This window comes from Sediminibacillus sp. JSM 1682029 (assembly GCF_041366435.1).
Lineage (GTDB): Bacteria > Bacillota > Bacilli > Bacillales > Amphibacillaceae > Sediminibacillus > Sediminibacillus terrae.
In genome coordinates this window covers 252,962-266,017 of sequence record NZ_JBEWYY010000005.1, presented here as the reverse complement: position 1 = coordinate 266,017, position 13,056 = coordinate 252,962, and the positions used below count along the sequence as shown (strand labels likewise).

Annotated in this window: 14 protein-coding genes; all 14 read left to right on the top strand. The window is 43.0% G+C overall.

The window, feature by feature from the left end; genetic code table 11:
• The first annotated feature begins 4 nt into the window (after positions 1 to 4).
• The 14 genes from ABVF09_RS11030 to aroH all read left to right on the top strand — a co-directional run bounded on the left by ABVF09_RS11030 (position 5) and on the right by aroH (position 13,047).
• Entirely contained in the window at positions 5 to 1,045 is a 1,041-nt protein-coding gene (locus ABVF09_RS11030; protein ID WP_026771245.1) for an NAD(P)H-dependent glycerol-3-phosphate dehydrogenase, read from the top strand.
• Positions 1,046 to 1,103: 58 nt separating this feature from the next.
• Entirely contained in the window at positions 1,104 to 1,364 is a 261-nt protein-coding gene (locus ABVF09_RS11025) for a stage VI sporulation protein F (protein ID WP_026570116.1), read from the top strand.
• Positions 1,365 to 2,016: 652 nt separating this feature from the next.
• The gene (locus ABVF09_RS11020; RefSeq protein WP_026570117.1) at positions 2,017 to 2,214 is read left to right on the top strand and encodes a DUF2768 domain-containing protein; all 198 of its coding nucleotides are present in this window, start codon (positions 2,017 to 2,019) and stop codon (positions 2,212 to 2,214) included.
• Positions 2,215 to 2,276: 62 nt separating this feature from the next.
• Positions 2,277 to 3,008 (top strand): hypothetical protein, encoded by a 732-nt coding sequence (locus ABVF09_RS11015; RefSeq protein ID WP_371069197.1) that lies wholly within the window; start codon positions 2,277 to 2,279, stop codon positions 3,006 to 3,008.
• A gap of 374 nt (positions 3,009 to 3,382) precedes the next feature.
• Entirely contained in the window at positions 3,383 to 4,861 is a 1,479-nt protein-coding gene (spoIVA, locus tag ABVF09_RS11010; RefSeq protein ID WP_026570119.1) for a stage IV sporulation protein A, read from the top strand.
• A 427-nt stretch (positions 4,862 to 5,288) separates the two neighbouring features.
• Entirely contained in the window at positions 5,289 to 5,561 is a 273-nt protein-coding gene (locus ABVF09_RS11005) for an HU family DNA-binding protein (RefSeq protein ID WP_035426707.1), read from the top strand.
• A gap of 174 nt (positions 5,562 to 5,735) precedes the next feature.
• Positions 5,736 to 6,545, top strand: a complete 810-nt coding sequence (locus tag ABVF09_RS11000) for a heptaprenyl diphosphate synthase component 1 (RefSeq protein WP_026570121.1) — start codon at positions 5,736 to 5,738, stop codon at positions 6,543 to 6,545.
• 5 nt (positions 6,546 to 6,550) lie between these two features.
• The gene (gene menG, locus ABVF09_RS10995) at positions 6,551 to 7,267 is read left to right on the top strand and encodes a demethylmenaquinone methyltransferase (protein ID WP_026771247.1); all 717 of its coding nucleotides are present in this window, start codon (positions 6,551 to 6,553) and stop codon (positions 7,265 to 7,267) included.
• A gap of 16 nt (positions 7,268 to 7,283) precedes the next feature.
• The gene (hepT, locus tag ABVF09_RS10990) at positions 7,284 to 8,255 is read left to right on the top strand and encodes a heptaprenyl diphosphate synthase component II (RefSeq protein ID WP_026570123.1); all 972 of its coding nucleotides are present in this window, start codon (positions 7,284 to 7,286) and stop codon (positions 8,253 to 8,255) included.
• A gap of 88 nt (positions 8,256 to 8,343) precedes the next feature.
• Entirely contained in the window at positions 8,344 to 8,790 is a 447-nt protein-coding gene (gene ndk, locus ABVF09_RS10985) for a nucleoside-diphosphate kinase (protein WP_026570124.1), read from the top strand.
• 452 nt (positions 8,791 to 9,242) lie between these two features.
• Positions 9,243 to 10,013, top strand: a complete 771-nt coding sequence (locus ABVF09_RS10980; protein ID WP_026570125.1) for a CheR family methyltransferase — start codon at positions 9,243 to 9,245, stop codon at positions 10,011 to 10,013.
• Between the two features lie 428 nt (positions 10,014 to 10,441).
• Entirely contained in the window at positions 10,442 to 11,608 is a 1,167-nt protein-coding gene (gene aroC, locus ABVF09_RS10975) for a chorismate synthase (protein ID WP_026570126.1), read from the top strand.
• Positions 11,609 to 12,688, top strand: coding sequence for a 3-dehydroquinate synthase (aroB, locus tag ABVF09_RS10970; protein ID WP_371069196.1), 1,080 nt, complete (start codon positions 11,609 to 11,611; stop codon positions 12,686 to 12,688). It begins immediately after the preceding gene.
• Entirely contained in the window at positions 12,685 to 13,047 is a 363-nt protein-coding gene (gene aroH, locus ABVF09_RS10965) for a chorismate mutase (RefSeq protein WP_026570127.1), read from the top strand. Before aroB ends, aroH begins: the two co-directional genes overlap by 4 nt.
• The last annotated feature ends 9 nt before the right edge of the window (positions 13,048 to 13,056 follow it).

Sequence of the window (13,056 nt, the reverse complement as noted above, 5' to 3'; positions counted from 1 at the left end):
TTCCGTGGAAAAAATCGCAGTATTAGGAGCGGGAAGCTGGGGGACGGCGCTCGCCATGGTGCTTGCCGACAATGAACATGAAGTACGCTTGTGGTCTCATAAAAAAAGCCAGGCAGCTACAATCAATGAAACAGGACAAAACGAACGTTACCTGCCAGGAGTGCAGCTGCCGTCAGGAATTACAGCTTTTCATGACTTAGGTGAAACTGTGCAGGGGGTTTCTACCGTGCTCCTTGTGGTTCCGACCAAAGCAATAAGAGACGTATGCCGTCAACTGAACAAGGTTCTGGATCGGCAGGTCACGATCGCACATGGAACCAAGGGCATAGAACCGGGCAGTTTTAAACGGGTATCAGAAATGATCGACGAGGAGTTATCGGATCATCTATACGATAAAGTCGTCGTTCTGTCAGGCCCCAGCCATGCGGAAGAAGTAAGTCAACGACAGCCGACGACGCTGACAGCGTCATCAGAGAATCTCGAAGAAGCGAAAAAGGTTCAGGATTTGTTCATTAATGGCAATTTACGAGTGTACACAAGCCCGGATATGATTGGAGTGGAGTTAGGCGGAGCGTTGAAAAATATTATTGCACTAGGTGCAGGGATTTCCGATGGTCTGGGATATGGAGACAATGCCAAAGCAGCCTTGATAACCAGGGGTCTTGCTGAAATTGCCAGACTCGGTACATCCATGGGAGCAAATCCACTCACTTTTCTAGGTTTGACAGGTGTAGGGGATTTGATCGTCACGTGTACCAGTGTACACAGCAGAAATTGGAAGGCTGGAAATCTGCTGGGTAAAGGAAAAAAACTTGATGATGTTTTGGAGCATATGGGCATGGTGGTCGAAGGAGTACGGACCACACAGGCTGCACACCAGCTTGCAGAGTCACATGGCATCGACATGCCGATCACCGATGGGTTGTTCCGTATCCTGTTTGAAGACGCCGCTCCAAGAGATGTAGTGGACCAACTGATGACGCGTGTAAGGCGTCAGGAAATGGAAGATCTTTCGGCAATCTTGAATAATCGTATTTCTGGTTAACACGCTGTTCCTCCCCTTGCATATAATGTTGGGAAGACGAAGGCAAGGAGGAATGAACGTGAGCGACTTTCAAAAAAATATGTTTGACCAGATCCAGAAAAATTCCAATATCAAGCCTGATCAAATTTTCAAAGTGGCAGAATCTGTGAAAAACGCGGACTTTTCAGATGAAAAAACGGTTCGAAGGCTGGTCAAGCAATTAGCCAAAATGGCAGATAAGCCTATTTCGAAAGAAAAAGAGGATAAAATCGTCAAGTCTATTACAGGCAACAAAATGCCAGCTGATATGAACTCGCTTGGGAAGCTGTTTAAAAAGTAGCAGACACTGGGCAAAGTGATGATACAAAGTGGATAAGGCTCGCATAATATAAATCGCACAAGCATTCATTTTAGAGCCGCAATGGGTATTATTTAGTCGCACCGAGGTAGATCTGCCCCTTCTACCTCGGTTTTTTGTGTTTTTTCAGGGTTAAGTACATTTTTGCCAGCAAAAATTTGGCTCTATACTGAATGTGTTGGTGTCCGCTGTCGTGATGGGTGTTCCTGTATGGTGCAAAGAAATGCACCCATTTTCTCTCTCTTTGTTCCCCTAAAGTTGCTGACACCAACGATTAAAGCTTAAAATTTCATGGCAGCAAGCGGTTGAAATGGATCTATAGAGCGAAATAGCGTAGCAGAGGAAATAAGCGAGACTCCCGCGGAAAAACGGGCGGCCGAGACCCCGCAGCGGGCTTTGCCAGGAGGCTCGGGTGTTCGTCCAAGGAAAGCGATTTTTTTCCTCTGCAGTCTGAGTAAAATGGCTTTTTTAGAATGAGCCTTTCGATAAAGAGAGGGTGGAAGAAGAATCATACCACCACATTTGACAGGGAACCAAAAATTTTTACTTTTTTACATAACTGCTGAAAATGGATTATGTTATAATATCTAATGCATATTTGTCTTGTCCGAATGTATGAAGAGGAGTGGGAATTTTGTCAGAATCCATGTTGAATATGTATATTTCCTTCGGTGGAATTATTTTTTTGTTTTTGGCTATTGGTCTGATTTTACTTAGCAGATATAAACTGAAGGGTGTTTTGGCCGGCATCGTGGCCCTTCTTGCTTATATATTTTTAATTGTCGGCGGATTGATTATTTTTTATATTGTCTTTAGCGGGCCGACTGGCTGATTGAATAAGGAAACAGAGCGTCTCAGCTATTTTAGCGCTTTGCTGTTTAGGAGGATTTAGAAATGAAATGGTTCATGGCTGTAGGCTTGATGGTTATGACGCTTTTACTTAGCGGCTGCTTGTATCCAAATGATCAACTTACGAAGAATCAAGTGCCCAATGAGGTGCAACTTGAAACGATACAGCATGCTGTCACGCAGTATAGAGAAGATAACAATGGGCTTGTCCCAATAAAAACAAAACCGAGTGATACCCCGATTTTTCAAAAATACCTGCTCGATTTCACCGCCCTAAAACAAGGAGGATATATCTCCAGTATTCCTGGAACAGCTTTCGAAAATGGCGGCATTTATCAGTATGTGTTGATTAATCCGGAAGAAAATCCAGAGGTCAAACTTATCGATTTGCGAATTGCCCAGCAGGTACGGACTGTCAGGAGGCAAGTCGATTTGTATCGTGATGAACATCTGTATCCTCCGTTTGGCGAACAGATAGCCGATGGGATATACCAAATCAATTATGATAAAATTGGCCTGGAGGAAACCCCGCAGATTCAAAGTCCTTATTCACAGAAGAATCTGTCTCTCGTGATGAACGTAGACGGAGAAGTATATGTCGATTACCGCCCGGATCTGTATGAAGCGATGAAATCGTATGAACATAACTATGAAAATGGGGAGGATATACGCTATATTCTGCCCGAGAACAAGCCTTTCGTTCCGGCTTATTCGCTACCATACACGATTGAAGGAGAAGAGCCTGTGTTCGCAACTGAATTAACGACTGCGGAGTGAAACTGTCTTCGAATACTTTATCCCTTGCTGCATATAATGTGGCAAGGGATTTTGTATGTTACATAAAGGAGGCAGCAACTTCGTGGCTGTGTAAGGCAGCGACATTTATTTTGCAAGCATCCATGTCACCAGCCTGTCCAGCGTTGTTGTGAGGATTGATCAGAAGCTTGGAAGACGAGGCCGAGTGTTTTTATCTGATAAATTGTTTGGCCTTCAGTCGAGAGAAATGTCTGCAACCATCCCTTGCGCTTTCCTTTCTTTTTATTTTCAACTTTTTCAATTAAACAAGTCATATTTTGATAGGACAACGTCATAGAATTTAAATGTCAAAGATTCGTAACGTTCTATGGCGAAGTAGACCGGGAGGGGATTTTTTGGAAAGAGTAGATATTTTTAAGGATATCTCGAAACGGACCAATGGAGATATTTACCTGGGAGTAGTGGGTGCTGTACGTACAGGTAAGTCGACCTTCATCAAAAAGTTTATGGAACTCGTCGTTTTGCCGAACATCCAGGATGAAGGGGAAAGGGCAAGGGCACAGGATGAATTGCCGCAAAGCGCGGCAGGGAAAACCATTATGACTACCGAACCTAAGTTTGTACCGAATCAGGCTGTGTCCATCCAAGTGGATGAAGGTCTTGATGTGAATGTCCGGGTCGTCGATTGCGTCGGATATACGGTCAAGGGAGCCAAAGGTTTTGAAGACGAGAATGGCCCGCGAATGATCAACACACCTTGGTATGAGGAGCCGATTCCGTTTCATGATGCGGCCGAAATCGGTACCAGAAAAGTCATTCAAGAACATTCAACTATCGGTGTAGTCGTCACTACCGACGGAACGATTGGTGAAATTCCCCGTGAAGATTATTTAGAGTCTGAAGCGAGAGTAGTGGAAGAATTAAAAGAAGTAGGCAAACCGTTTATCATGGTCATCAACTCTGTCCAGCCATATAAGCAGGATACAGAACTATTGCGACAGGAATTAACAGAAAAATATGATATACCGGTTTTGGCAATGAGTGTGGAGAGCATGGAAGAGCACGATGTGTATAATGTGCTGCGCGAAGCTCTGTATGAATTTCCTGTACTTGAAGTCAATGTCAACCTTCCGAGCTGGGTGATGGTATTGAATGAAGAACACTGGCTACGGGAAAATTACCAATCAGCTATACAGGAAACAGTCAGGGATATCAAAAGATTGAGGGATGTCGACCGAGTTGTCGGGAATTTCAGTGAATATGACTATATCGACGAAGCGAAGCTGGCAGGAATGGAAATGGGCGAAGGGGTAGCAGAAATCGATTTGCAGGCCCCGGATTACTTGTATGACCAGGTGTTAAAAGAAATTGTTGGCGAGGAAATCAGAGGAAAGGACCATCTCTTGCAATTGATGCAGGATTTCGCCAATGCCAAGCGGGAATACGATCAGGTTGCAGAAGCCCTGCAAATGGTCAAACAAACCGGGTATGGTGTTGCGGCTCCGACCCTGCAAGATATGGTGCTTGATGAACCGGAAATCATCCGACAGGGTTCCCGTTTCGGTGTAAGACTAAAAGCTGTTGCGCCATCCATCCACATGATCAAGGTGGATGTAGAATCAGAGTTTGCCCCAATCATCGGAACAGAAAAACAAAGCGAGGAATTGGTACGTTATCTCATGCAGGATTTCGAGGAAGACCCTTTGTCTATTTGGGAATCGGACATCTTCGGAAGATCACTGAGCTCTATTGTCCGAGAGGGAATACAAGCGAAGTTGTCCCTTATGCCGGAGAATGCCCGGTATAAATTAAAAGAAACGCTGGAACGGATCATCAATGAAGGTTCCGGCGGACTAATAGCAATCATTCTTTAGCGGCTTGCTCAAGGCCGCTTTTTTGTATGCTCAGGGCGAAAAATGTCTAATCAGGAAAAAGCGGCTGAGAAAAGAAACTTCTTCATACATCCAAAAGGAAACCTGATGAGAATTTATTGCTTTAAATTGCAACAAATTTCATCTATTTTTTGATTTTTTTCTTCAATAGCCATAAAACTGCTTGCTGACAGTATTCAACTGTGATACTATCCAAATATGCCCGGGCTTAATAAATAAAGGAAATGCGCACAAAAATTGAATAAAGTTGCTGTTTTTTGTTGAATTTCCTCTAAAACTCGTTTATTATAAGCCATGTCATCTTTTTAACAGATGACGGAGGTATAAAATACTTAATTATTGTGAACAAATGGAAGTATGACTTCATTGTTCGAAACAGGTAAGTAAACATTGGGAGGAGGTGAATGTCATGAACAAAACTGAACTAATTAACACAGTCGCAGAAAAAAGCGATCTTTCTAAAAAAGATGCTACAAAAGCTGTTGATGCAGTTTTTGAATCTATCATGGATTCACTTAAAGACGGTGAGAAAGTACAATTGATTGGTTTCGGAAACTTCGAGGTGCGCGAACGTGCTGCACGTAAAGGACGCAACCCTCAAACAGGTGATGAAATTGAAATCCCTGCAAGCAAGGTTCCGGCTTTCAAACCGGGTAAAGCCCTGAAAGATAATGTAAAATAATTTACATAAGGGCAAAAGGGTGCGATTTAAGCACCCTTTTTATTTTTGTCTATTTTCTCCTGCACTTGCCCTTCCATCTCAGACAAATTGCCGAGGTACTTTAGGCGATAACCTGCTGGAGTTATGTTATACTATAGATTAGACAAGATTGGGAATATGCATGAAAGGGCTTGGGTGATCACTTTGAAAATATCGAATATGCCGCTTGGGGAAATAAAAGAAGCGATTGAAAAGAAGATACAACATTCCTATTTGGAGAAGTATATTCAAAAGCCCGTCATCGATGAAGATAAATTATATATTCTTTCCTCTATCGTCAAAAACACTACATATTCGGAGACAAAGAAGAAAAATTACATAATAACTGTCATGTTAGTCCAAATAGCATTGGACACACATGATTTGGTGGCCAAGCATGAGGAAAGAAACGAAACCGACCACACGAAGAAGCAAAGGCAGCTCACAGTCCTTGCCGGCGATTATTTCAGCGGTTTATATTATTATTTTTTATCCCAGCTTGATGATATAGCGATGATTCACACTCTGGCATCTGCAATTAAAGAAATCAATGAACTCAAGATGACAGTCTATTATAAAGAATTTGAATCGATTGAGGAATTCATGGATGCCTTGAAGCAAATTGAGTCATTGCTGATCCGGCGTGTAGCTGAATACTTTGAACGCTCTGCGGTCAATGAATTTACGAGTAATTGGCTCCTGACGAGAAAGCTGATAAAGGAAAAACATAGTTATCTTCAACAGGAACATTCACCTGTTTTCGACTTGTTGACTAAAGGGCCTGCACACAATGTTCACTATAATCAAATCGTCAATACGGTCGAGCAATTCATCCAGCTGAGTTTTTCCAGAGTGGAAGAAACACTGTCCCAGCTTCCGGTCCACTTTCAGTCATTGAAAACATATACGAATAAAATCATTTACGAATATTTGGGAAACAATTCACAAATTGTGGAGGAAGGTTGACCGCAATGAATCAACAAACAAAAGAAGAGCGTGTCCACCACGTTTTTGAAAAAATATATAACCGTTATGATGTCATGAATTCCATCATTTCTTTTCAAAGGCACAAAGCATGGCGGAAGGATGTTATGAAGCGGATGGATGTCCGAAAAGGAGACTCAGCACTGGATGTCTGTTGCGGTACGGGAGATTGGTCCTTGGCTTTGGCCGACGCTGTAGGAACATCGGGCAAAGTTGTCGGTTTGGATTTCAGCAAAAACATGTTGTCAGTCGGCCGGACTAAACAACAGGAACAACGTATCGAGCAATTGGAATTTGTTCACGGAAATGCCATGGAGCTTCCTTTTGACGATAACAGCTTTGATTTTGTAACAATCGGTTTTGGTTTGCGCAATGTCCCGGACTACATGCAAGTGCTGAAAGAGATGACGAGAGTTGTGAAGCCTGGCGGCAAGGTGGTTTGCCTGGAAACATCACAACCCACTGCACCTGGATTCCGGCAAGTCTATTATTTTTATTTCCGCTTTATCATGCCATTGTTCGGCAGGATGTTTGCCAAAAGCTATGATGAGTACTCCTGGCTTCATGAATCAGCAAAAGATTTTCCGGGAAAACAGGAACTGCGGACCATGTTTCTGGATTCTGGTATGACCAATGTGCAAATGAAAGGCTATACAGGTGGAGTAGCCGCTATGCATATGGGAGAAAAGCCATCTCAAACTTAATGCAAAGGTGACCAACATGAAATTAGCAATGACCTATTCTTATTTAAAACAAGATTTGGATCAAATCGAAAAAGCTCTCGACAAGACCATCCACGCTAAACATCCTGTTCTGAGGGATGCATCCCAGCAGTTATTACAGGCCGGGGGTAAACGTCTCCGCCCTGTATTCGTATTGTTGGCCGCTAAATTCGGGAACTATGATATCGAGCGAATGAAGACAATCGCCGTTTCGATGGAATTAATACATATGGCCTCTCTTGTCCATGACGATGTTATCGATGAATCTGAATTGCGCCGGGGGGAGCCGACCGTTAAAGCAAGGTGGGATAACCGCGTGGCTATGTACACAGGCGACTATATTTTCGCCCGTTCGCTCGAATATTTGACCTCTTTGGAAAAACCCCGTGCTCATAAGCAGCTATCTGAAACGATTGTGGAACTATGCATAGGAGAGGTTGAACAAATACGAGATAAATATGTCGTGAACCAGAACGTGCGGAATTATTTGCGCCGGATCAAGCGAAAGACCGCGTTGTTGATTTCTTCAAGCTGCCGGCTCGGCGCCATCGCGGCAGAAGTTCCGGAACACTATGAAAAAGCACTTTATCGCTATGGATACAACATTGGTATGTCCTATCAGATTATCGATGACATACTTGATTTCACTGCAACAGAAAAAGAGCTTGGAAAGCCAGCTGGCAGCGATCTGCTGCAAGGAAACCTCACCTTGCCGGTGTTTTATGCGATGGAAAATCCGGTTTTTCGGTCAGATTTGACAACCTTGTTTGATGACCCTTCAAGATTGACCAATCATGACATACGCCCGTTTATCGAAAGGATCAAAGCTTCAGGAGCCATTGATAAGTCGTATGAGTTGAGTGAGAAATATTTAAGGAAAGCCTATCAATCACTTGATGAACTTCCGGATATCAAAGCCAAGCAGACGCTGAAGGATATAGCAAAATATATCGGCAAGCGGAAATCTTAATTGCGATTGTAATTTTTGCAATAATTTGATAGACTTTACTAGGTTAGCGCTTTCATACATACCAAATTATCGCGAAGAGGTGGAAGTAATGGAAAAAACTTTTGTTATGGTTAAACCTGATGGAGTACAGCGAAATTTAATCGGCGCCATTGTCGAAAGGTTTGAAAAGAAAGGTTATCAATTGAAGGCTGCGAAATTAATGCAAATCAGTGAAGAGTTAGCCGGAGAGCATTATGGAGAACACAAGGGAAAACCGTTTTACGATGAACTGGTTTCCTTCATCACATCATCTCCTGTATTTGCGATGGTGTGGGAAGGCGATGAAGTGATCTCTGCGGCCCGGCAAATGATGGGAAAGACGAACCCGCAAGAAGCATTACCTGGGACAATCAGAGGAGATTACGGGGTTACGGTCGGTAAAAATATCATCCATGGTTCGGATTCTCCTGAAAGCGCCGAACGTGAAATCAATTTGTTTTTCGAGGAACGGGAACTATTACAATATGAAAAAATTAATAAAAGCTGGTTGTATTAGTTTGACTCGCAGAACTGATCGAGTAATAACGAAAAGTAGCCGGGACAAAAGCAAGGCCTGTAAATCAAAACCGAGCGGATCCGCTCGGTTTTTTAAACGATACTTCCCTTACCCTGTTATATGATGCTTGCTTCAAAACCCCATGGCAAGATACTACACACTCCAAGGGCACTGCTTCAGCTTATTCCTCCGAAAGCACCAACCGCTTTTTTTGCGGGATATTCAACTCGTACTGTTCCTGGCGGTGTTTCCACATCTTGCCCTCGCTCCATGAATGCGGACTGAATTTACACATTCATTTTCACTATATGTCCGTTTTCATTGCTCATATTTCTACCTTTCATCGCTGAAATTTCCGGTTTTTCTGTAAAATTTTCTATTTTTTGTTTACTTATCTACTAAATTTCATTAGGATAATAATTATCATGGGTGGAAGAAGAGGAGAAAGTTGAATGACAGACTATCAGGAGTTCACTGCTTTAATACATAAGAAAACCGGTTTGGATTTACATCTTTATAAAGAAGTACAGATGAAGAGACGTTTGAACACGCTAAGGGAGAAGCGAGGCTTTAATAATTTTGTCTCCTATTATCATGCCATGTCCGCAGATCAAACGATGCTTAAGGAATTTCTGGACAGGGTCACGATTAATGTTTCAGAGTTTTACAGGAACTATTCAAGATGGGATGTCTTAGAGAAAAAATTATTGCCGTCTCTCTTGAACAAGAAAAGAAAACTCAAGGTTTGGAGTGCTGCTTGCTCGACAGGGGAAGAGCCTTACACGATTGCCATGATTCTAAGTCAATATATGGACCCTGCCAATATTTCCATTCTTGCAACCGACTTGGATGAAGCTGTATTAGAAAGAGCGAGAAAAGGCATTTATCCGGAAAGGTCGTTGAAGGAAGTTCCACAAGCAGTGAAGAAACAATACTTCCATCAGGATGGACCTTTGTACCGGGTAGACGATTCCATAAAGCGATTGGTTCAATTTAAAAAGCATAATCTTCTGTCTGATCGATTTGAACAAAATCTGGATTTGATTGTATGCAGAAATGTGTTAATTTATTTCACCGAGGAAGCAAAACAAACTGTTTATCAAAATTTCAGCAATTCACTGAATAAGGATGGCTTGTTTTTTGTTGGCAGTACAGAGCAGATTTTTCAGCCCCAACAATACGGTTTACAGGTCGTCGACAATTTCTTTTATCAAAAGCAGTAACGGTTCTGGCGGAGCAGTTGGGACAAAAGCATAGCGGACCAAAGGAAAAACCGGACAAAATTCGAAATCTTAATGATTCGAATTTGTTCGGTTTTTTTCCTATAAGATAAGGTTGCTGAAAAGTCTTCCTTTCAGGCTGTTTTTTGATGAGTACTTTGGTGGATTTTATGACCGATATAGTGGAAGCGAAATGCCTTGTCTGAGTTGTATGCTTGCCATCTTTCACAGACAGCGGAAGTTTTTTTATGGATCCTATCCTGTATCATTCAGTTCTAATGAAAAGATTTATGGTTTGTCTCAATCTCTTCTGGCATCAAGAGGGAAGATAAACTCAGAATTGTAAGCGTTTTCTGAATATTTTACTGTCCACAAGAATTACAAGGTATGATATAGTAGTACAAAATTAAAATGTATATGGAGGTATATTCATGCGCTATTTAACCGCCGGAGAATCACATGGCAAACAATTAACCACCATTATTGAAGGTCTTCCTGCCCAGCTTCCTTTAACGAAAGAAAATATAAATGAGTCGTTACTGCGCAGACAAAAAGGGCATGGCAGAGGAAAACGAATGCAGATTGAAAAAGACCTGGTTGAAATAGCAGGCGGCGTGCGCCACGGGTATACCCTGGGTTCCCCAATAGCAATGGTGATACATAATGACGATTTTAAGCATTGGGAAGATATTATGGGAGAAGATCCGTTTCCGGCAGGTCAGAAAATACGCCGGACAGTAACCAGACCGAGGCCGGGGCATGCAGATTTAAACGGTGCCATGAAGTATGGCCACCGGGATATCAGGAACGTCCTGGAACGGTCCTCTGCCCGGGAAACAGCGGCCAGAGTGGCAGCGGGTGCAGTGGCAAAGACGCTGCTCGCTCAGTTGGATATCCAAGTGGTTGGCTACGTAAAGGAAATAGCGGGTATCAAAGCTCAAGACAAACCTGAACTAACAATGGAAGAACGGAAGCAAATCTCAGAACAATCACCTGTGCACTGTCTGGATGAAGATGCAGGACGGGAAATGATGGATGCAATCGATCAGGCAAAAAAAGAGGGCGATTCCATCGGAGGTATATGTGAAGTATACGTGGAAGGAATGCCGGCTGGCGTCGGTTCCTACGTACATTATGATCGCAAACTCGACGGGCGAATCGCCGGTAGTGTAGCCAGCATTAACGCATTCAAAGGAGTCGAATTCGGTATCGGATTCGAGGCTGCGCGAAGAAATGGAAGTGAGGTACACGATGAAATTGGCTGGGAGAAAGATAGGGGATATTTCCGCAAGACTAACCGATTGGGAGGTTTTGAAGGAGGAATGACGACCGGGATGCCAATCGTCGTAAAAGGGGTGATGAAGCCGATTCCTACGCTTTATAAGCCGTTGCAGAGCGTGGATATCGATTCAAAAGAACCTTTTTCTGCAAGCATCGAGCGGTCGGATGCTTGTGCAGTGCCTGCCGCCTCTGTCGTAATGGAACATGTCGTCGCATTCGAACTGGCGAAAGGGCTGTTGGAACAGTTTCCTCACGATCAGTTTCCTAAACTGAAAGAAGCGCTCGAATCTTACAGGAAAGAAATCAGGGAGTTTTAAATGAATTCATTCACCATTGAAACAAACACCAATCAATATGATGTGCACATTGGAGAGAAAATCAGGCATGAGCTTCCTTCCTTTCTCCCGAAAGAATACCGGACCATCATGATTGTGACGGATAGCTCTGTCGCCGATCTTTACTTGGAGGATGTAAGAGAGGCTTTTGCAGCGGAACAAAGAGTTTTTACTTCGATTGTCCCAGCTGGAGAAGCATCAAAAAGCAAAGAAGTTTATTTCGATTTGATAACCGACTGCGTTCAGCGTCAGCTTGACCGCCATTCTTTAATCGTAGCGCTTGGCGGTGGTGTTGTTGGAGACTTGGCTGGTTTCGTTGCTGCTACTTATATGAGAGGGATTGATTATGTACAGGTACCGACGACCATTCTGGCGCATGACAGCAGTGTGGGTGGAAAGGTAGCCATCAACCACCCGGAAGGGAAGAATTTGATCGGCAGCTTTTATCCACCTCAGGCAGTGATTTATGATGTAGAAACGCTCTATACTCTTCCTGAACAGGAAATCCGTTCCGGTTATGCAGAAGTTGTCAAGCATGGACTGATTAGCGATATAGATTATTTTGAGAGTGTCCTGGCGCATGGAGGAATTCATAAGCTTTCTAGTTCCATTTTGATGGAGCATCTGGTTAAAGGAATAAAAGTAAAAGCTAAAATTGTCGAAAAAGACGAAAAGGAAAACGGGATCAGGCAATACTTGAATTTTGGCCATACACTCGGCCATGCATTGGAAGCAGAATTGGGATATGGCCGCATCACCCATGGAGAAGCTGTTGCTGTCGGAATGCTGTTTGCCATGAAAGTGAGTGAGCTTGTTTACGGAGTATCATTGCCGATAAACAAGCTGTATGATTGGCTGAAGAAAAACAACTATCCGATGGAGTTTTCCGGATTAGACATTGTAAAATTGATTGAACGAATGAAGATAGACAAAAAATCAAGAAACCAACGGATACAAATGGTATTGTTAAAAAAAATAGGTCAGCTTGACGTACAGGAAGTAGATGATGAATTACTGCTCAAGATTGCAAGTGACTTTTTCAGAGAGTTGGTGACGAATTGATTAGAGGAATCAGAGGAGCTACGACTGTATCGGAAAATGATGCGCAGGAAATCGTCGCTGCCACAAAGGAACTGGTCATGGAGATGGCGGAGACCAATAAGATATCACCGGGCGAGATTGCAACCGTCCTGATATCTGCTACAGCAGACATCAATGCTGGTTTTCCCGCCAAGGCCCTTCGTGAGATAAGTGGATGGAAGTATGTACCTGTCATGTGTATGAAAGAAATAGAGGTTCCAAATAGTCTTCCAAAATGTATTCGTGTTATGATGACTGTTAACAGTCATGCGCGACAGGAAGAAGTTCAGCATATCTATCATAACCAGGCGGTCCAGCTTAGACCGGATTTGTTGCGTTAGAGAGGAGAC

Excerpts from the sequence above, each read along its gene's own strand:
- ABVF09_RS11015 (WP_371069197.1), top strand. The coding sequence starts at position 2,277 with ATGAAATGGTTCATGGCTGTAGGCTTGATGGTTATGACGCTTTTACTT.
- ABVF09_RS11005 (WP_035426707.1), top strand. The coding sequence starts at position 5,289 with ATGAACAAAACTGAACTAATTAACACAGTCGCAGAAAAAAGCGATCTT.
- menG (WP_026771247.1), top strand. The coding sequence starts at position 6,551 with ATGAATCAACAAACAAAAGAAGAGCGTGTCCACCACGTTTTTGAAAAA.
- hepT (WP_026570123.1), top strand. The coding sequence starts at position 7,284 with ATGAAATTAGCAATGACCTATTCTTATTTAAAACAAGATTTGGATCAA.
- ndk (WP_026570124.1), top strand. The coding sequence starts at position 8,344 with ATGGAAAAAACTTTTGTTATGGTTAAACCTGATGGAGTACAGCGAAAT.
- ABVF09_RS10980 (WP_026570125.1), top strand. The coding sequence starts at position 9,243 with ATGACAGACTATCAGGAGTTCACTGCTTTAATACATAAGAAAACCGGT.
- aroC (WP_026570126.1), top strand. The coding sequence starts at position 10,442 with ATGCGCTATTTAACCGCCGGAGAATCACATGGCAAACAATTAACCACC.
- aroB (WP_371069196.1), top strand. The coding sequence starts at position 11,609 with ATGAATTCATTCACCATTGAAACAAACACCAATCAATATGATGTGCAC.